The organism is Streptomyces rubellomurinus (genome assembly GCF_000961885.1).
Lineage (GTDB): Bacteria > Actinomycetota > Actinomycetes > Streptomycetales > Streptomycetaceae > Kitasatospora > Kitasatospora rubellomurina.
This window is the reverse complement of the sequence record NZ_JZKH01000015.1, coordinates 93,147-111,016: the sequence shown is the minus strand read 5'-3', so window position 1 is coordinate 111,016 and position 17,870 is coordinate 93,147. Positions and strand designations below refer to the sequence as shown.

Below are 17,870 nucleotides of genomic sequence, written 5' to 3'. Positions count from 1 at the left end.
ACCTGGCAGCGAGCACCCCCCGACGTGCTGTATTGTTTTCCATGTCGCCGGGACAGCCCGGAGACAAGGTCGAGAAGCCCACAGTAGAGCCCCCCAGGCCCCGCTGCCGGGCACCGAGACCACGGGACGTGGCGCAGCTTGGTAGCGCACTTGACTGGGGGTCAAGGGGTCGCAGGTTCAAATCCTGTCGTCCCGACTTGCATTGCCGCAGGTCGTAGGCCGTTTCCACCGCTTGGTGGAGGCGGCCTTCTGGCGTTTTGTCAGCTGGTGGTCGCATGGTGGTCGCGCTGGTCACAGCGGGATGGGGGTGTGAGCTGCGTGTTCGCGGCGGTTCCTGCGTCGGCGGCCGGTGAGGTGGTCACGGAACTGGTTGATCAGGTTCCTTGGCCTCTCTGCGCGTTGGGTGGTGTGGAGGGTGAGTTCGGCGCTGTCGAGGAGGCGGGCGATGGCGTCGACGGCTTCGCGGGCTGCCTGGCGGGTGAGGTGGCTGTAGATGTTCGCGGTGGTTGACAGGGTGCGGTGGCGCAGGGTCTTGGAGACGATCACGAACGGGACGCCGCCGTTGAGGGCGAGGGTGGTGGCGAGGTGGCGCAGGTCGTGGACGGCGATGCGGGGGACGCCGGCCTGGTCGCACAGTTTGTGGAAGCGGTTGAGCACGTAGTGGGGGTCGAGCGGGCGACCGTGGCGCTGGAAGACGTAACCGTGGGCGGGGATGGCGAGGCCGAGGAAGTAGCGGTCGGCCTGGTCTTCGAGGGCTCGGCGGGCGCGGCCGTTGATGGCGATCCAGGTGAGGCTGCTGGGGGTCTTGGGGGCGGTCAGGACGGTGTACTGGTTGTCGACCGACGAGAGCGTGTAGCGGACGAACAGGACGCCCTCGTCGAGGTGGACGTCATCCCAGTGCAGGCCCAGGGCTTCGCCCTTGCGCATGCCGGTGTTGATGATCAGCTCGACGAGGTGGGCGAACAGCGGGTCGTGCTCGTTCGTGTAGTCGAGGAAGCGGACCGCTTCGTCGGGGGTCCAGATCCGGCGCTCCGGCGTGGGCGGTCGGGGGATGATCGCAGGTTTGGCGGGGTTGTGGCCGAGGCGGTGGCGGACGACGGCCGCGCCGAGGGCGCTGGAGAGGGTGGCGAGGATGCGGTGCACGGTGACGCGGCCGCGGCCGGCTTTGAGCTGGGCGCGGGCGTAGTGGTCGATGTGTTCGTAGGCGAGGTCGTCGAGGAGGATGCGGCCGAGCGCGGGGATCAGGTCCTGGTGGACGTAGGCGCGGTAGCGGGCGAGCGTGGTGGGCCTGAGCCGTAGCTCCTGGGCGGCGAGCCAGGCGAGCAGGTAGTCGCCGAGGGTCTGGCGGGGGTCGGGGTTGTAGCCGTAGGCGTGGCCGTCGAGGAAACGCTTGAGGTCGTTGCGGGCGGCGTACTCGTTGGGGTAACCGCCGCGGCGCACGGTGTGGCGGCGCTGGTCGGGCCAGGGGACGTCGACGGCGTACGTCCAGGTGCCGTGGCCGGGATCGGCGGCGAGGTGGGGGCAGCGGGCGCCGAGCTGGCGGCGCTGGGCGTCGCGGCACCCGCAGCGCCGGTAGACGCGGCCACGGTCGTGGGTCGAGGTCGGCATGGTGATCGCCTCAAGGGCTCGTGCGGAGGGGTTTCCCATAGTCTCGCTCCGGACCGCCCCTTGCGCCGCGCCAAGGGATCGTCGCAGGGCAAGCGACAATTCCAGCACTGGTGAGCGCGTGGTGGTCGCGGCCGAGCCGTCTTCTGACCGGCAATCGAGGCCGCCACCGGCCGTGGGGCGGTTCCGGCTGCCGGCATGGCGGGCCCATCGTGGCGGCCCGCTCCTGCTACTCGTCGCGGAGAGTAAACAGAAGCAGGAGCGAGCCCACGAATGCCACCGCGGGTCCGAAGACACCGCAGGGTGATCGACTAGGTCAGATCCGGAGCCGCAGGGCGCGTACGAGCCGGGTCAGATGAGCCGGTCGCGGTGTGCGGCGGTTTCGCGGACAAGCTGGGCGAAGCGCTCACGGCTGCGCCGCTGGTGTTGCTCGGCCTGCTCGTCGTCCCAGTCCTCCACGTCACCGTCGAGGTCGTCCTCGTTGTTGAGCTCTTCGTGAGAAGCCAGCAGCCGTGAATGCCGGTGAGGAGGTCTTCGAGGAGGTCGCGGGCTGGCCGCTTGGGGTCCAAGGGGGTGAGCCTCAGTGCGACGTCGGCGAGGTCGGGCTCGTCGTCGCCGGTGCACTCGGCGACGGTCTCCTCCAGGTCGTCGAGCTGTTCGCGGAAGGCTGCGGGGTTGGGCAGGAGGCCGTTGGTGATGTGCATGGCGTGGCGCACGAGGCCGGTGACGGGCTCGTCTGGGCTGGCGCCTTCGTCGATGAGGCCGAGGACGAGGGTGGGGGTCTCGTGGGGGAGGGCTTCGATGTTGTCGGCCTCCTGGACGACGTGGAGGGTCGGCGGCCGTGGCGTGCCGACGGCGTCAAGTTGAGCGGCGAGGGCGGGCTGCTGCAGCAGCTGACCAAGCGGGTCCTGGAGGGCGCGATCACGGACCACCTTGGCTATGAGAAGCATGGCCCCGCCAGGGCGGGGTCCGGGAACTTCCGCAACAGCACTCGGTCCAAGACCGTGGTCACCGATGTTGGCCACGGATCGCGGTCATGACGGGTCGTGAACGCTGGCGTGTCACCGGCCTGCCCGGCCGTCACGACGAGATCCAGCGGGCGGGCCCGGGTGTCACCGGCCAGTTGTACTTTGGTGCTGAGGCCGCCGCGCGAGCGTCCGATGGCATGGTCGGCGGGTTCACTCTGGCCGCCGTCTCCCTTTGCGGGCGCCGGCGGCATGCTGATGGGCTCGGCACACGGTGGAATAGCACCGAAGCGGTCCAGCCGTTGTCGTCGTCGGCGTCCGCCGAGGCCAGCACGCCTGCAAAGATCCGCTGCCAAGTATCGTCGACAGCCCAGCGCAACAGCCGCTTGCGCGCAGGTTGGAAGGGTCCCAACTCCGCGAGCAGGCCACGCCAGGGTAGGCAGGAGCGATACTTTCATACGATGGCCTCGAGCGTTCGCCAGTCGTCGGCCCATCGCTGCCCACGGACCGGATCGGCCGGCATCAACGGCTCGATCCGGTCCCAAGTCATTGGTATTGAGACTAGGTGCAAATTTCTATTGGCAACTTCTTCAGCGCGTGAGACCTGAAAGAAGCGCGCCATTCAAGTTCATCTACGGGAATGGCGAGGGTGATTTGCGAGAAGTTTCTCAGTAGCGTTTCGAGGGCCGCTCGGATCTCCATCCGAGCGAGTGGCGCCCCGAGGCAGTAATGCATTCCATGCCCGAACGCTAGATGCTGCTTGAACTCTCGGAGAAGATCAAACGAATCTGGCTCTGGATAGCAGGCAGGGTCGCGGTTGGCTGACGCAAGGCCAAGCATCACTGTATCGCCGGCGGGCACGTGGACTCCGCTTATTGTGATGTCCCTGATGGGAAACCGGCGGACCGCCATTTGGTTGGGGTGGGAATATCGCAATATTTCTTCGACCGCGTTGTCGATGAGTTTGGCGTCTTCTCGAAGTTTGACGAACTGCTCTGGGTGACAGAGGAGCGCCAAGAGGCCGTTGCTAATGACATGCTGGGTGCTCTCCACGCCTGCGAAAAGGATTAGGAAAGCGAGGGAGGCAAGTTCGTCCTCGCTCAGCCTGTCGCTCTCGTCGCGAGCCGTTATCATCGCCGAGAGCAGGTCGTCCCGCGGAGTGGCGCGCCGGGCATCGATTAGGTTGATGAGGAAATGATGAATATGATCGACGGACTCTGTGACCTGGCCTGGGTGCTCGGGGTCAAACATTGAGTCCACCCAGTTGGAGAAAGGGCGCCGTCCGTCCTCGGGGACGCCCAGCAGATCACCGATGACGGTCAATGGCAGCGGCTTGGCGAAGTGCTCGATGAAGTCAACTACCCCTTTTCCGGCCAGACCCTCAGCGAGTTGGTCGGCGGTGTTATGTACCCGAACGCGGAGGCCTTCGACGTGGCGAGGAGTGAAGGCTTTGGAGACTAGGCGGCGCACGCGCAGATGGTCAGCAGGGTCAATGTTGAGGAGATTGGCGTCGAGCGTCGGAGGCAGGGCGAATCCTTTGTATCCGCGCCGAGCGTGAGCTTTGTTTACTGACAGCCGTGGGTCGCTTAGCCCTGTACGGACGTCCTTCTCGCTCGTCACCAGCCATATAGACGAACCATCCGGAGTCGTAACACGCTGAACTGGACAGTCGGCGCGGAGCCTGTCATAGACTGGGTAGGGGTTTTTGAAAAACTCTCCATCGAATGGCATCGGAAAGTTTTCGGCGGGGCCTAGCGCATTCATTCCATGTCCTTGGATATGTTTTGTCCGGCGGTATCCTCGAGGGCTGCAGCGACGATGGGGGACTTGCTGAACGCGCGCGCAAGCTTACGTTGGAAGACCAGTTCGGCAGCGAGGTCACCGGGCTGGGCGACCTGCGGGTCGCTCTCGTATTTGGCCGGTTGCCGTCGCTCGGTCTTTGCTCGAATTGCCGCCTTGAGCTGGGCCGCCTCGACTATGGCGGCGACGTCGTCGTCAGTCAGGCCGGCGCCTCTTGCTCGTCGGCTCGCAGCTTGAGTAACGGAGGGGTCCATCCAGGTGCGCAGGGCCCACTGGGCATCCCGGATCTCCACTACCGTGCGGTAGAGGCGGGTGCGAAGATCGGCTCGTGAGTCCAGTGGTATGACTGGCTCGGGTACCAGGGCTGTGAGCTGGCGGTGTACACGGGAGAGCTCCCGCGCGGTGTGGTGGTCCCTGAGCCAGTCGTGTAGGACAGTGAGGTGGCGGCCCCAGTCGGGCAGTGTCCACCCCGCGATTTTCGTGATGGTCGCGATGGTGACTGCGATCTGGGCGACCGGTTCCCAGGCGTCCCCGCTGACGCTGAACTGTCCGGCGATGATGTCGGCAACGCGGCATCCACTGTAGATCAGGGCGAATGGCAGGGTCGCTGCAATCAGGAAGAGGCCCCGACGCAGCCACGGCGTCGAGGCAATTGCGGTATACCGCCAGCTCAGCACGCCGACATCGATTTGATTGGCGGTGTATGCCAGCAGATAGACGATGAGGTATGCGGGGTAATATTGGGCTTTGGACAGGGCGAAGTCGTTGGGTGATTCCCGCTCGGCAGTGGCTGCTGAGAAGAGTGCCACCATTGCGACGAGACTAAGGACCAGGCAGGTGAGGCGCGGAACTGCTTTGCTCCAAGCAACACGTCGTTCGTAGGTAAGGTGCAATAGGACGATCTGCTGGCATGCCGACATCAGTACTACACAGCTTTGCGTGAAGAGTCCTGAAAAGTTGACAATTCCCACCGTGCGACTCATCGCCACCCATATGAATGGAGTGGACACAACATAAGTAATGCACAAGAGAAAAAGGTTTCCAATAAGGGCAATCTGCGTTATGGAGTGATCAGTTCGCAGAACGCGAACTTTGTAGATGAGCGCGAGTAGCGCAACAATGGCGCAGATTGGGTATAGAAAGCTATTCATGTATCCCTCGGTGGTTCGGGGACTCCAGGGCAGCGAGTCGCGAGGAAAGCCCTTGTGCCTCCGGCGGCACGTTCCAGGTCTGCCGAACTGTCCAGGTGCCGATCTGGCGACCAATCAGCGAACCGACGAGCTCGGCTTCGACTTCGACCTCTGAGTGCTCGTGCTGGCGGCCAAGAACCCTGCGCACCATCTCGGGGTCGAGCGACGGCAGGAGGAGTCGGGAGGAATCCGGCGTCATCACTGGGGCCGCTTCATGGCCACAGACAAGGTGGCCTATCTCGTGGAGGATCACCTGATGCTGGTGCACAGGGGCGAGACGCTGCTCGAAGACCACGTAGTCCAGATCGTCAGCGGAAATCCACAGCCCATCAGGACTGCCGACAGGCAGTTCGAGTGGAACCAGCAGGATCGATCGATTCTGCAAGCGGCCGATGTGGCGGCATAATTGAGGAATCGTCAACTTCTCTGCCGCCGGTATCTCCAGCGCGCGGACTCGCTCCTCGCACCGCGCTTGTAGGCTTGTGGAAAGCCTGTTACTGCCGTCTTTGAGCCGCCATAGCATCACAATCACTCTGATTCGTCCGGGTGGTGCTGATGCTCTTCAGAGGGCGACGCTATGCCACGCAAGGATTCGTGGGCCTGCCCCGCCGACTCGATGATTCCTCTGAGTAGGGCGGCCACCTGGTCCACGGGAAGGTGCGTTGGGTGTGCCGTTCTCAGGGCTACGCTTCGGACATTCCGTTCGCGCAGCTCTTTGATCATGTCCAGCTCGGTGTTGACCTCGCGGAACACCTGCTCATCGAGGAAGTATGCCCATCGCTCAATGCCGAGGCTGTGTGCCACCTTGACGAGGGTCTCTACGGTCAGATTCGTCCCGTCGGAAGACTCGGCCGATACCAGGGTTCTCTTCGAGACGCCGGCGCGTTCAGCTAACTCGCCCAGGGTGAACGGTCCTTCGGGGTGTTCGTGCCGGACGTACCGCAGGCGTGTCGCAATGGCGGTCTTGGCTAGGCGGAGTTGCTCCTTGAGGGGGCGGCTCGCCGGGCTGTTCGACGTTGTGTGCTGGGTCACAGCTCCTCCCGTCTTGCTTGGCAACATATTGCACTCGATCGGCAACATATTGCAACCACGTACCCTCGGGACCTATGGTCCTCTCGAGGGCCAGCCGCGTCGAGCGGCACCTACATGCGCATCTCCTTGGTGGCAGTGACGCCTTGGGCCCTCACGCGGTACTTCTGCCCGTGAGTACTCCGCACCTGGGCTGCCCGCCTCCTCGGGCAACCTGAGCAACCCGCCAGCTCACCCACAGCCGGAGGACGCACCCTATGACAGGCAACAGTCGTACGGCCGGGCACTTACGCTTCCGCGTGCTCGGTCCCGTCGGAGCTCTTGTCGGCGAAGAAGAACTGGAGTTCCAGTCCCCCCGGCAGCAGGCCGTCCTGGCGGCCCTCCTTCTTCATGCCCCCAACGTTGTCAGCGTCGACTACCTCATCGAGGCGATCTGGGACGACGCCCCGTCGACAGCGCGCAAACAGGTCCAGGCATGCATCTCCATGCTTCGGCGCGCTTTCGCTCGGCTTGGCCACAACGCCCTGATAGAGACCCGCGCTACTGGCTACTCACTGAAGATCGCGGACCGTTCCCTCGACTTCGAGACTTTCAAATCGCTGCGGGATAGCGCTCACAGCGCTCGGAAGCGCAAGCGACACGACGATGCGGTAGCGGCATACCTGGAGGCGTTTCAGGTCTGGCAGGGACCTGCGCTGTATGGCCTGACCAGCAGGTACATGCAGGCGCGGGCGACCTGGCTGAACGAGCAGCGCTGGTGCGCCTACGAGGAATACCTCGAGCTACAGCTGGTCACGGGGCGTCACCGCGAAATCATCGGCGAGTTGGAAATGGCACTCGTCGACCATCCGACCCGTGAGAAGCTGTGCGGCTATTTGATGCTGGCGTTGTATCAGTCGGGACGTCGCGCTGACGCCTTGGAGACCTACCAGACCTCACGACGGATTCTCGTCGATACGCTAGGAATCGAGCCGGCACCCGACTTGCAGCGTGTTCATGCTGCAATCCTTGCGGATGAGCCTGGCGTTGCAGTAACGATCGCACTACCCCCCAACATGTTAGGCCTGTCCTTTGAACCTATCGAAGGAGAGCGGGGTACTGGACATCCGCACCGGCACGGGTGACGACTGCCAGCGAGGGGCGAATCGTGGGCCTGGAACAACTTCCCGCTGACCACGCGCGGCCGCAGATTCTCCCTACGCAGCGGGCGGCGGACGCCGGGTACCTCACCCTTGATCACACCCGATCAATGAGCAGGCAACCCATCAGTTCTGGCTCAATATTGATCTCTGTCGGTGTGCTGGTGAGGTCGCCCGGAAATCGTTTGGTTGGCTGCGGTTTGCTGTCCGGGGCAGGGGGATAGCTGAACGGCTGGTGCCGGATGGATGGGAGACTTTCCCAGGCGTGGCCGCCGGACCCGCCGGTACGCGCTCAGGGCGGGGCTGCAGGCGGTGCGATGACTGCGGTGCCCGCGACGACTAACTCGTCGCCACTGCATCTGACGGCAGTTGCCGCCGGTCTTCGGGGCTTCCTGGCAGACGGTGCACCGATGCTCTACGGACTGGTCCTCCGCTCGGGTGTGAGTCAAATTGAAAGCGTGGTTCTGGGTCGGCGCGGCGCCAACGGCGAGCTGGACTAGTAGATTGTCGCGGCTTAGTTTTGCTGTGTGGTTGGGTAGAGGTGGCGTAGTTTCACGCGTGCGTCGTCGGTAGTGAAGTGCCAGTCGACTTGGCGCTGGTTGCTGTTGGTGTGCTGCTGCCAGGCGGCGAGTTCGGTGTTGAGGACGTCGAGGTCGTCGATGCGGCGGTCCAGGCACTGGCGGGTGAGCGCGGAGAGCTCGATCTCGGCGATGTTGAGCCAGGACCCGTGCTTGGGTGTGTGGTGGATCTCCAGGCGCTGGGCCAGCGCGAAGGCCTTCTGCGGGTCGAACGCCTCGTAGAGCGAGGCGGTGGAGTGGGTGTTGAGGTTGTCCATCACCAGCACGACGGTGGCGGCGTCGGGGTAGTCCACGGTCAGCAGGTGCTCGACCTGGTGCGCCCAGTCGACCCTGGTCCGGCGGGGCTGGGCGTCCACGCGCCGCCATCCGCGCAGCGGCTCGACCCAGCAGAAGATCGAGCAGGTCCCCGAGCGGACGTACTCGTTGTCCTCGCGCCGGTCACGGCCCGGCCGCGCGGGAAGCGGTTCGCGGACGTGGCCGAGCAACTGGTACGGCTTCTCGTCCATGCACACCACCGGGCGCGCCGGGTCGAGGGGTCGGCGGTAGGCGGCCAGGACGTCCTCCATCGCCGCGGCGAAGGCCGCGTTCGCGGCCGGCGGGATGGTCCAGCACTTCTTCACGTGAGGGCGCAGTTTCGTTTTTTTAAGACCCGGCCGATCGTGGAGTGGTCCAGATCCGGGATGTCCTCGACCAGCGCGACGTGCTTCTCCAGCAGGCGCAGCGACCAGCGGGCGTGTCCCTTGGGCGGCGTCGAGCAGGCCAGCGCGATCAGCCGCGCCTCGACCTCGCCGGTCACCGCGGAGGGCACCGGCGGGAACGCGCGTTCCTTCCGGCCGATCGTGGCCCAGACATCGCCGCCGGTCTCCGTGTACCGCTTGGAGATCAGGCGGACCGACTCGCACGAGACACCGAGCCGGTCCGCGATCACCGCCCGCGGAGCGACCTCGCCGCCCGCGGTGTCCAACGCGAGCAGCACCCGCGCCCGCCTGATCATCGACGCGCTGCGGACCCCCGTCGTCGTCACGCGCACCAACGCCTGACGATCTTCGACACTCAACGCAACCGGATACTTCTTCTGCGAGGACACCGCACCCCTGCCCGGTCGAACGGAAGCGGCATGGGAGCCCGCCCGACCCCAACTCCACCAACCTGAACAATACTTAGCCGCGACAATCTACTAGTCACGTTGCGCCATCGACTTGCTTACTCCGGTGGTGCTGGCGGATGCGGGAATGCATGCAGATGCACGCGGAAGGGCTGAGTCCCGTCCGTCTCTTTCGCGACGGTACGGTACTCCGTGATCACTGAGTGAAGCCGTTCGACCAGCTCTCGTGCCTGCCGTGCCGTGAGGTGCATCGTGAAGTCGCTGAGCTCGGACGCCTCACGCCACGCCGCGGGCCACTCTTGGAACGAGCCGAGAAAGCTTGCCTGTTCCAGGGCGTGGTAAGCGGCGACCTCCTGCTGGTACAGGTGGAATGCGCCGCGCACCTGCGGGTCCGCGTGGTCCAGCATCCCGCTGGTGTCATCCACCAGGGTGCTGTCATACGCGGACCGCCACCATCGTTCGCGACCCGTGCCCCGATCGGGGTCGTCCTCGACGAAACCGAACGCAGCGAGCTGGCGCAGATGGTAGCTCGTGGCCCCGCTTGACTCCCCCAGCCGCCCTGCGAGTTGGGAGGCAGTCGCCGGACCGTGTTCGCGCAGCGAGCTCAGCAGTCGCATGCGTAGCGGGTGCGCGATGCCCAGCAGGGACTGCGCGTCGAGCCGTTGGACCCGATGGTCATGACGGGACATGCGGCGACATTACAAGCACACCGGCCCCGGCGCCAAGCGTGGGACTTGGGACGGCGACCTGCTGCCGGGGTGGCTTCGATCCGGGGTCGGCCCCTCGGAGGGCCGCTTGGCGCGGACGCTGAGGCACTGGCACGAGGTGATGCAAAGACCCTATGCAAAGGAGTTTTGCTAGATGTATCGTCGTGCGGCGAACTTGATTGCTGGGTAGGTCAGTTGACTGGCTGTCGGGTGTGGGGTGACTCGGTACCCCGATTGCGCGCCCCAGCACGTCACCGACGGCCAGCTCCGATCCGGGACACCTAGGAGATACCAAATTGCGGAACGTCACTGGACCAGCCCACCGTGATCCCAACGTCCTTCGCTGGCTACTCGCGTACGCCCTCTCCTGCGTCGCCAACAGTGCGTACTTCCTGGCACTCGGCTGGACTGCCAAGGAAATCGCCGGCCCTGCCCAGGTCGGATGGGTGGTGGCCGCCGGCGCGGCGCCACGGGTCCTGCTCATGTTGGTGGGCGGGGCGAGCGCAGACCGCTTCGGGCCCCGGCTCGTGGTCATCGTCAGCGACACCGTCCGCTGCGTAATGATCCTGACCTTCGCGGCAGGGCTGGTCCTCACTTCGCCGACGCTGTGGCTGTTGCTGGCCGTCGCGATCCTGTATGGGGTCGTAGACGCGTTCTTCATGCCGTCGGTGGGCGCGCTCCCCGCCCTGATCACCGGCCCCGACCAGTTGGTCCGCCTCCAGGGCATGCGCGGCGTCACCCTGCGGCTGGGCACCGTCACGGGTCCCCCCCTCGCCGGTCTGGCGATGGGTCTCGGTGGATCCGCGGCGGTCTTCGGCGCGGTGGGGGTGCTGCTGGCCCTCTCCCTCCTCCTGTTGGTGTTCGTCCGCACCCTGCCTGTCCGCGGTGGCGACGAGGAGGGCGGGTATTCGCGTGGCGAGCTGTGGCGGGACCTCATGGAAGGCTTCGCCTACGCCCGCTCCCGGCGTCTCGTCGGTGCGGTGCTGGTGTCGATCGCACTGGTGGAGATCGCCACCGTAGGTCCCCTCAACGTCGGCTTCCTCTTGCTGGCCGATGACCGGCGCTGGGGAGTCTCCGGCGCCGGCTGGATCATTGGGGGCTTCGGGGCGGGGGCGGGCGCGAGTGGCCTGCTGCTCACCTGGTGGGCGAACCTGCCCAGGCCGGGCGCGGTGTACTGCGGCACGATGATCGCGGGTTCTCTGGGGATCGGCTGCTTTGCCTGGGTGGGCACGCTGCCCGTGGCCGTGGTGGCCAGCGCTGTCACGGGAGGGCTGTTGGGGTTGAACGGCGCCCTGGCCCTGGCGTTCGTGCAGACCGCTACCGAGCCGGCCATGCTGGGCCGGATCATGTCTCTCGGGACCTTGGTGGGTTTTGGTGTTGCGCCCTTCACTATCCCCGTGTTCGGAACCACGGCAGCCGCGATCGGTACTCCCTCGGTGTTCCTCATTTGCTCCGCGCTCGGCCTGGTGGGATCGGGCATCGTGCTGACGTCCTCGGCCATCCGGCGAGCGGAATTGACCCCGTCCCGGTGCGACGATACGCGGGCCGACATCGTGACATGAGGCGCGGCCGCCGCTGCCGTGCGCACGGCAGCGGCGGCCGCGGGGACCGGTCTCTGGGAAGTTCGCTACCGACATCGGTTTGGTGGCATGACGTCACATGCCGTGTCGAACCGACGCCGGGCACGCTCTGGACCCCGCCCGCCTCCGGGCTTGGCCGCCGCTTAGCTCGGTGTTAGCGCCATGCGCCAGGCTTTCCTCTGGTCCGAGAACTCCGGTTGTGCAACACCCAAGGGGGAGCATGTGGAAGCTGACTTCGATGTTGCGGTCATCGGTGGCGGACCGGCGGGCTCGACCGCCGCGTCGTACCTGGCATCCGCCGGCCTACGCGTGGCGGTCTTCGAGAGTGAGCTCTTCCCGCGGCCACACGTCGGCGAATCATTGGTGCCCGCTACTACTCCGGTGCTGACCGAGATCGGCGTCATGAACGACATCGACAACGCGGGGTTTCCCAAGAAGTACGGTGCGGCCTGGACATCAGCCGAGACCCGTGACCTCCCGAGGAATGGCTTCACTGGCCTGGATCACAGTTGGGCCGCAGAGGTCATGTTCGTGGAACGCGACCAGCCAGAGGTCGACCGGGACTACACCTACCATGTTGACCGGGCCAAGTTCGACCTCATTCTCCTCAAGCACGCTGAGAGCCGGGGCGCCGACGTCTTCTCCGGGGCCCGCGTCCTCAGGGCGGATTTTGACTCCGATCCGAAACTGGTCACGCTGCACTGCCGACTGGGCCCGCGCAGCGTCGACTTCACCACCCGAATGGTCGTCGATGCCTCCGGGCGGCACACGGTCCTCGGCCGCCAGCTCAAGCTCAAGGTCCCGGACCCGGTCTTCAACCAGTACGCAATTCATACCTGGTTCGAGGGACTCGACCGCACGAAGATGGCGGTCAACACCGGGACCGAGGACTACATCCACGTCCACTTCCTGCCCATCGAGGACTCCTGGGTCTGGCAGATCCCGATTGACGACACCATCACCAGCGTGGGCGTGGTCACCCAAAAGGAACGGTTCGCGGCGGCCAAGGATGACCGGGAGAAGTTCTTCTGGGACTTCGTCTCCAGCCGCCCGGACCTGAGGGAGGGTCTCCAGGAGGCGAAGCGCCTGCGGGAGTTCAAGACCGAGGGCGACTACAGCTACGCCATGAAGCAGATCTGCGGTGACCGCTTCGTCATGGTGGGGGACGCCGCCCGTTTCGTGGATCCGATCTTCTCCAGCGGCGTGAGCGTCGCGCTAAACAGCGCGCGCCTAGCGGCCAAGGACATCATCGCCGCCAACAAGGCAGGGGACTTCTCCCGCCCCCGGTTCGCCGCGTTCGAGACGAAGCTGCGGCGGGCGGCCCGCAACTGGTACGAGTTCATCTCCATCTACTACCGGCTGAACGTGCTCTTCACGGCGTTCGTGCAGGACCCCCGCTACCGGCTCGACGTCCTCAAGATGCTCCAGGGCGACTTCTACGACGAGGACGAGCCAAAGGCGCTGACCGCGATGCGCGAGATGGTGCAGGAGGTGGAGTCCAACCCAGACCACCTGTGGCACCCCTATCTGGGCACCATCCGCGCCATGAACCCTCCGTCGTTCTGAACCCCGCGCACGCAGCCTCGGGAGTTCAGGTGACCGACCCGGCCACCCGAGCGCGCCGATGCGCCACCAGGCGCAACCGCGACGCACCAGCAGCGGGAACCCGTAGGCGGGCCCTCCGCCGACACCACAACAAGCCGGAAGGAGCGGTGACGCCCATGGACTTCGACCTCACCGCCGCCCAGAGAATGCGCCGGGAGGCGATCGCTGAGGGCGTGCGGACCCTTTCCCCCGGGCGGCTTCGGGCCGGGCCCGATGACCACTTCGACCGCGCCGACTGGGCCAAGGCGGCTGAACTGGGGTTGACCGGCCTGTGCCTGCCGGTCAGCCACGGCGGCGGCGGTTTGGGGGCGCTGGACACGGCACTGTGCCTGGAAGCGTTCGGCGAGCATTGTCCGGACACCGGGCTGGCCTTCGGAGTTGCGGCGCACCTGCTGGCCTGCGGCGTGCCGGTTGCGGCCTTCGCCACCCCGGAGACCCGAGACCAGCTCCTGCTGGGCATGGCCGACGGCACGCTGATCGCGGCGAACGCCATGACCGAGGCTGCTGCCGGGTCGGACGTGGGCCGGCTGGACACGACGGCGACGGTGGACGGCGAGGCGTACGTTCTGGACGGCGTGAAGACCTTCGCCAGCAACGCCCCGCTGGCCGACGTCCTCGTCAGCTACGCCACGACCGACAGGCGGGCGGGCTTTCTCGGGATCAGCGCCTTCGCCGTGCCCTGCGAGCTGCCCGGGGTCGCGGTGGGCGACCCGCTCCCCAAGATGGGGCTGTGGGGATGCCCAGCGGGTGAGGTGCGGTTCGATGCGTGCGCGGTCCCGGAGCGATACCGCTTGGGCGAGGAGGGGCAGGGCAGCGCCGTGTTCCAGCACTCCATGAGATGGGAGCGCTCCTGCCTGCCCGCGCTCTATCTTGGTCTACTGGCAAGGCAGTTGCAGCAGTGCACGGAACATGCTGGCGTCCGGCGCCAGTTCGGCAGGGAGATCGGCAAGTACCAGGCGGTCTCGCACCGCGTCGCGCGCATGCGCTTGCGACTGGAGGGCGCCAGACTGCTGCTCTACCGCGCCTGTTGGCTCCTGGACCACGAACGGCACGATGAGACCTCCATCGCCCTGTCCAAGACGGCCGTATCCGAAGCAGCGGTAGCCAACTCCCTGGACGCCGTACAGATCTTCGGCGGAGCGGGTTACTTGTGCGGCGGCGGCATCGAGGCGCAGCTGCGCGACAGCATCCCGGCAACCCTCTTCTCCGGGACAACCGAGATCCAGAGCGAGCTGATCGCCCGGGAGGCCGGGTTGTGAGCCTGCACCAATTGGTACTGGAAGCGGCGGCCCGCCATCCCGAGCGGGTCGCGGTCAGCGGCCCGGACGCCACGGTGACCTACCGCGAGCTGAGCCAGCGCGCCGACGCGCTCGCCGGACACCTGGCCGCCCAGCACGTCAGCGTCGGAGACCGGGTCGTGGTGTGGGCGAGCAAGTCCGCGGAGTGTGTTGCGGCGATGCAGGCCGTCCTCCGTCTCGGCGCCGTCTATGTACCCGTCGACGGCAGCATCCCCCCGGCCCGGGTGGCCGCGATCGTGCGCGACTGCTTGCCGGCGGCCGTGTGCACCGACCCCGAGAACGCACCTCGCCTGGCCCCCGCCGCGCGCGGGTGTCCCCAACGCCTCGTGCTCGGGGGCGACTTCGCTGCCCCGGCGGGCCCCTTCGACCACCCGAGCGCGGCGGAGGACCCCGCCTATATCCTCTACACGTCAGGATCAACGGGGCGCCCCAAAGGGGTGCGAGTCACCCACGGCAACGCCCGGGCGTTCGTGGACTGGTGGGTCACGGAGCTGGCAGCGCTGCCGGAGGACCGGTTCGCCAACCACGCACCTTTCGGATTCGACCTCTCGGTCCTTGACCTCTATGGCGCCTTCGCCGCCGGAGCTTCGGTGCATCTGGTGCCCACGGAACTCAGCTACGCCCCGGAGCACCTAACCCGCTTCCTGCGCGAACGCGGGATCAGTATCTGGTACTCGGTGCCCTCCGCCCTGTCGCTGATGATCCGCGAGGGCGGCCTGCTGGACGACCATGCTCCGCCCTGCCTGCGCGCGGTGCTGTTCGCCGGCGAGCCCTGTCCCATCCCCACGGTGCGTGAACTGGCCGCGTGGACCGGGGCGCGCCTACTGAACCTGTACGGACCGACCGAGACGAATGTGTGCACCTTTCATGAGGTGACTACCGCCACGCTCGAAATGGACCGGCCCCCGCCGATCGGGAAGGCCAGCTCCGGCAACACTGTCTGGGCTGTGACCGACAACGGACAGACAGCCGGAGTTGGGGAGGAGGGCGAACTCCTTGTCACGGGGCCGACTGTCATGCCGGGCTATTGGGGTCGCCCCCCTCTCACCGGCCCGTATCGCACAGGAGACCTCGTGCGCGTGCTTCCGGACGGCTCTTTCGACTACCTCGGCCGGCAGGACGGTCTGGTGAAGCTGCGTGGCCACCGGGTGGAGCTGGGCGAGGTGGAGGCCACCATCGCCCAGCACCCGGAGGTTTTGGAGGTCGCCGCCGTCGTGGCAGGAGCAGGGCTCTTGCGTCACCTCGACGTCTTCGTGGCCACCAGAGGTGGGGCGGCCCCGGGAGTGCTGTCCCTCAAGCGGCACGTCGCAGAACGGCTGCCCCGCTACATGATCCCGGACGTCGTCCACCACGTTCCCGCACTCCCTCGCACTAGTAACGGGAAGATCGACCGCACGGCCCTTGCGGCCAGGGCGGACAGCGCTACGAAGGAGAAACTGCGATGACCGCCGCACACCTTTCGGAGCAGGTCGTCAAGGACAAACTCATTGAGTTCATCCGTGAGACGTTCCTTTCCGGAGATCCCGACCGCGAACTGGACGAGGGTACGCCGCTCCTGGAATGGGGCGTTATCGACTCGATGCGTATCGTAGTGCTGCTTGCGTTCATTCGCAGGGAGTTGTCCACCGACATCCCCATGACACAGATCAGCGGCGCGAACTTTCGCAATGTGCGCAAGATCGCCGCACTCGTCGTGCACTAACCGACCCGCCGTGACTCAGCAGTCGGATCGCCGTACCAGCGCACAGGAGGGACGACCCACCATGACCGTGACGCCGGAGCACCCCACACCGCAGGCAGCAAAGACACACGGGGACACGGATCTTGCGGACCTGCTGCGGACAACGGCAGCGCGACATGGCGTACCCGGCGCGGTGATCGCCGTGTCGCACGACGGGCACCGCAGGACTGCCGCGTTCGGCCTCGCCAACCAGCGCACCCACTTGGAGATGACGCCAGACACCCTGGTGGGCGTCGGGTCCCTGGCGAAGGTGTGGACCAGCGCCCTCACCCTGCGGTTGGTGGAGAAGGGCGCGCTCTCCCTGGACCAACCGGTGCGTCGGTACCTTCCGGGCTTCACCCTCGCAGATCGGGAAGCTTCGGAGCACCTGACGATCCGCCACCTGTTGAGCCACCGCGGGGGGTTCAACGGCGAGAGCATGTCCGATTTCGGCCCGGGTGACGACGCGCTTGGCCGCTACGTGGACTCACTCTCCCAAGTCTCTCAGCTCCACCCCCCAGGGGAGCTCTTCTCGTACTGCAACGCGGGTTTCAATCTGCTCGGTCACGTGCTCGCGACTGTGGACGGCGCGACGTGGGAACAACAGGTGCGGGACCACGTCACGCTGCCGCTGAAGCTCGACGGCGTTGCTGTGACGAGTGATGAGGCGATGTTCTTCCGCAACAGTGTCGGACACACCGTGGTGGCGGACGAGACCCATGTCGTGATCCCGGTCCAGCAGCCGCAGCGTTCGTGCTCACCGACCGGAGCTAAACTCCGGATGTCTTGCCTGGCTGTGCTGGCCTTCTGCGAGGCTTATCTGCGGCCCGACCCCGGTGACGCCGCCTCTCGCTTCCTCAGCGCAGAATCGCGGGCGGCCATGACCCGCCCCGAGGTAGCGGTGCCGGGGTCCACGATGGCGGACCATTGGAGTCTCGGCTGGGCCTTGTGGGACTGCGGCAGCGCCCGCGCGTTCGGCCATGACGGGGAGTACAGCGGGCAGTCCCTCTTCGTGCGAAACCTGCCCGACCGCGGCCTGTCAGTGGTGCTAGCGGTCAATGGCGGCCGGGATCGCGCAATGTATGAGGATACCGTGCCCAGGCTGGTCGAGGAGGTGTGCGGCGTACGGATGCCCCGAACCCCGGTACCGCCGGAACCCCTTACGCGGTTGCCGGCCACGAAGGCACAGCGCTATGCCGGGACCTATCGGGGGCCGCACGGTACCTTCAGGGTCTCCCCGGCACCCGAGGGCCACGGTCTCGACATCCGCGCCACGAGCCCGCGGGAGGCCGGGCGGCCCCAGGGAGCCGGCCGGCCGGAGCGGTATGCCTGGCTCCGGGAGGACACTTTCGTAGCCGAGGGTAAGGGGCATGGGCCCTACCGCACGCTGAGCTTCGTCGGAGATGCAAGCGGACCCGCCCGCTACCTGCACAACAGTCGAGCCCATGCCCGCGCGGACGACGACCCGGCTGGGTGAAGCTTACCGACAGCCGTGCCCGAGTACGGTTCGTACCGGGCCGGCGAGCCTGGCAGTGGGTTGCCTTGGTGC

15 protein-coding genes, 1 tRNA gene and 2 pseudogenes are annotated in these 17,870 nt (G+C 66.1%); 9 read left to right on the top strand and 9 right to left on the bottom strand.

Annotated features, from left to right (window positions below):
- Positions 1-122 precede the first annotated feature (122 nt).
- Positions 123-196: transfer RNA gene (locus VM95_RS10415), tRNA-Pro, on the top strand.
- 95 nt (positions 197-291) lie between these two features.
- Here VM95_RS10415 and VM95_RS38700 read toward each other — a convergent pair.
- Positions 292-1,608, bottom strand: a complete 1,317-nt coding sequence (locus VM95_RS38700; RefSeq protein ID WP_052707270.1) for a tyrosine-type recombinase/integrase — start codon at positions 1,606-1,608, stop codon at positions 292-294.
- A 782-nt stretch (positions 1,609-2,390) separates the two neighbouring features.
- On the opposite strand from VM95_RS38700, the pseudogene VM95_RS40145 reads away from it, so the two are divergent.
- A pseudogene (locus VM95_RS40145) lies at positions 2,391-2,627 on the top strand (hypothetical protein); the annotation flags it as partial.
- 26 nt (positions 2,628-2,653) lie between these two features.
- On the opposite strand, the pseudogene VM95_RS43655 reads toward VM95_RS40145, so the two are convergent.
- The 5 genes and pseudogenes from VM95_RS43655 to VM95_RS41390 form a co-directional block, all read right to left on the bottom strand.
- Positions 2,654-3,120 (bottom strand): annotated as a pseudogene (locus VM95_RS43655) (IS5 family transposase); the annotation flags it as partial.
- Positions 3,121-3,131: 11 nt separating this feature from the next.
- Positions 3,132-4,190 (bottom strand): cytochrome P450 family protein, encoded by a 1,059-nt coding sequence (locus VM95_RS10400; protein ID WP_341846000.1) that lies wholly within the window; start codon positions 4,188-4,190, stop codon positions 3,132-3,134.
- A gap of 140 nt (positions 4,191-4,330) precedes the next feature.
- Complete coding sequence (locus VM95_RS10395) at positions 4,331-5,521, bottom strand: MAB_1171c family putative transporter (RefSeq protein WP_341845999.1); 1,191 nt, start codon at positions 5,519-5,521, stop codon at positions 4,331-4,333.
- A complete protein-coding gene (locus VM95_RS42370; RefSeq protein ID WP_157882039.1) occupies positions 5,514-6,083 on the bottom strand; it encodes a M78 family metallopeptidase domain-containing protein in 570 nt (189 codons plus the stop codon). Before VM95_RS42370 ends, VM95_RS10395 begins: the two co-directional genes overlap by 8 nt.
- Before the next feature lie 5 nt (positions 6,084-6,088).
- Positions 6,089-6,592, bottom strand: a complete 504-nt coding sequence (locus VM95_RS41390) for a helix-turn-helix domain-containing protein (protein WP_045694410.1) — start codon at positions 6,590-6,592, stop codon at positions 6,089-6,091.
- A gap of 254 nt (positions 6,593-6,846) precedes the next feature.
- Between VM95_RS41390 and VM95_RS10380 the strand changes: the two genes are divergently transcribed.
- Positions 6,847-7,713: an AfsR/SARP family transcriptional regulator gene (locus VM95_RS10380; RefSeq protein ID WP_078859765.1), complete on the top strand. Its 867-nt coding sequence runs from the start codon at positions 6,847-6,849 to the stop codon at positions 7,711-7,713.
- 529 nt (positions 7,714-8,242) lie between these two features.
- Here the strand turns inward: VM95_RS10380 and VM95_RS43650 are convergent.
- The 3 genes from VM95_RS43650 to VM95_RS10365 all read right to left on the bottom strand — a co-directional run bounded on the left by VM95_RS43650 (position 8,243) and on the right by VM95_RS10365 (position 10,100).
- On the bottom strand, positions 8,243-8,926 hold the full coding sequence (locus VM95_RS43650) for an IS630 family transposase (RefSeq protein WP_208615434.1): 684 nt from the start codon (positions 8,924-8,926) through the stop codon (positions 8,243-8,245).
- Positions 8,923-9,393 carry a helix-turn-helix domain-containing protein gene (locus VM95_RS43645; RefSeq protein WP_045694408.1) on the bottom strand — a complete coding sequence of 157 codons (471 nt, stop codon included), beginning with the start codon at positions 9,391-9,393 and terminating at the stop codon, positions 8,923-8,925. Before VM95_RS43645 ends, VM95_RS43650 begins: the two co-directional genes overlap by 4 nt.
- A gap of 116 nt (positions 9,394-9,509) precedes the next feature.
- Entirely contained in the window at positions 9,510-10,100 is a 591-nt protein-coding gene (locus VM95_RS10365) for an ArsR/SmtB family transcription factor (protein WP_045694406.1), read from the bottom strand.
- Between the two features lie 314 nt (positions 10,101-10,414).
- On the opposite strand from VM95_RS10365, the gene VM95_RS10360 reads away from it, so the two are divergent.
- The 6 genes from VM95_RS10360 to VM95_RS10335 all read left to right on the top strand — a co-directional run bounded on the left by VM95_RS10360 (position 10,415) and on the right by VM95_RS10335 (position 17,798).
- Positions 10,415-11,680: an MFS transporter gene (locus VM95_RS10360; protein ID WP_045694403.1), complete on the top strand. Its 1,266-nt coding sequence runs from the start codon at positions 10,415-10,417 to the stop codon at positions 11,678-11,680.
- Between the two features lie 240 nt (positions 11,681-11,920).
- Positions 11,921-13,264: an NAD(P)/FAD-dependent oxidoreductase gene (locus VM95_RS10355; protein WP_045694400.1), complete on the top strand. Its 1,344-nt coding sequence runs from the start codon at positions 11,921-11,923 to the stop codon at positions 13,262-13,264.
- 155 nt (positions 13,265-13,419) lie between these two features.
- A complete protein-coding gene (locus VM95_RS10350; RefSeq protein WP_045694398.1) occupies positions 13,420-14,562 on the top strand; it encodes an acyl-CoA dehydrogenase family protein in 1,143 nt (380 codons plus the stop codon).
- Positions 14,559-16,046, top strand: coding sequence for an amino acid adenylation domain-containing protein (locus VM95_RS10345; RefSeq protein ID WP_045694396.1), 1,488 nt, complete (start codon positions 14,559-14,561; stop codon positions 16,044-16,046). Before VM95_RS10350 ends, VM95_RS10345 begins: the two co-directional genes overlap by 4 nt.
- Complete coding sequence (locus tag VM95_RS10340) at positions 16,043-16,303, top strand: acyl carrier protein (RefSeq protein ID WP_045694394.1); 261 nt, start codon at positions 16,043-16,045, stop codon at positions 16,301-16,303. The genes VM95_RS10345 and VM95_RS10340 overlap by 4 nt, the downstream gene beginning before the upstream one ends.
- A 61-nt stretch (positions 16,304-16,364) precedes the next feature.
- A complete protein-coding gene (locus VM95_RS10335) occupies positions 16,365-17,798 on the top strand; it encodes a serine hydrolase domain-containing protein (RefSeq protein ID WP_157882038.1) in 1,434 nt (477 codons plus the stop codon).
- The last annotated feature ends 72 nt before the right edge of the window (positions 17,799-17,870 follow it).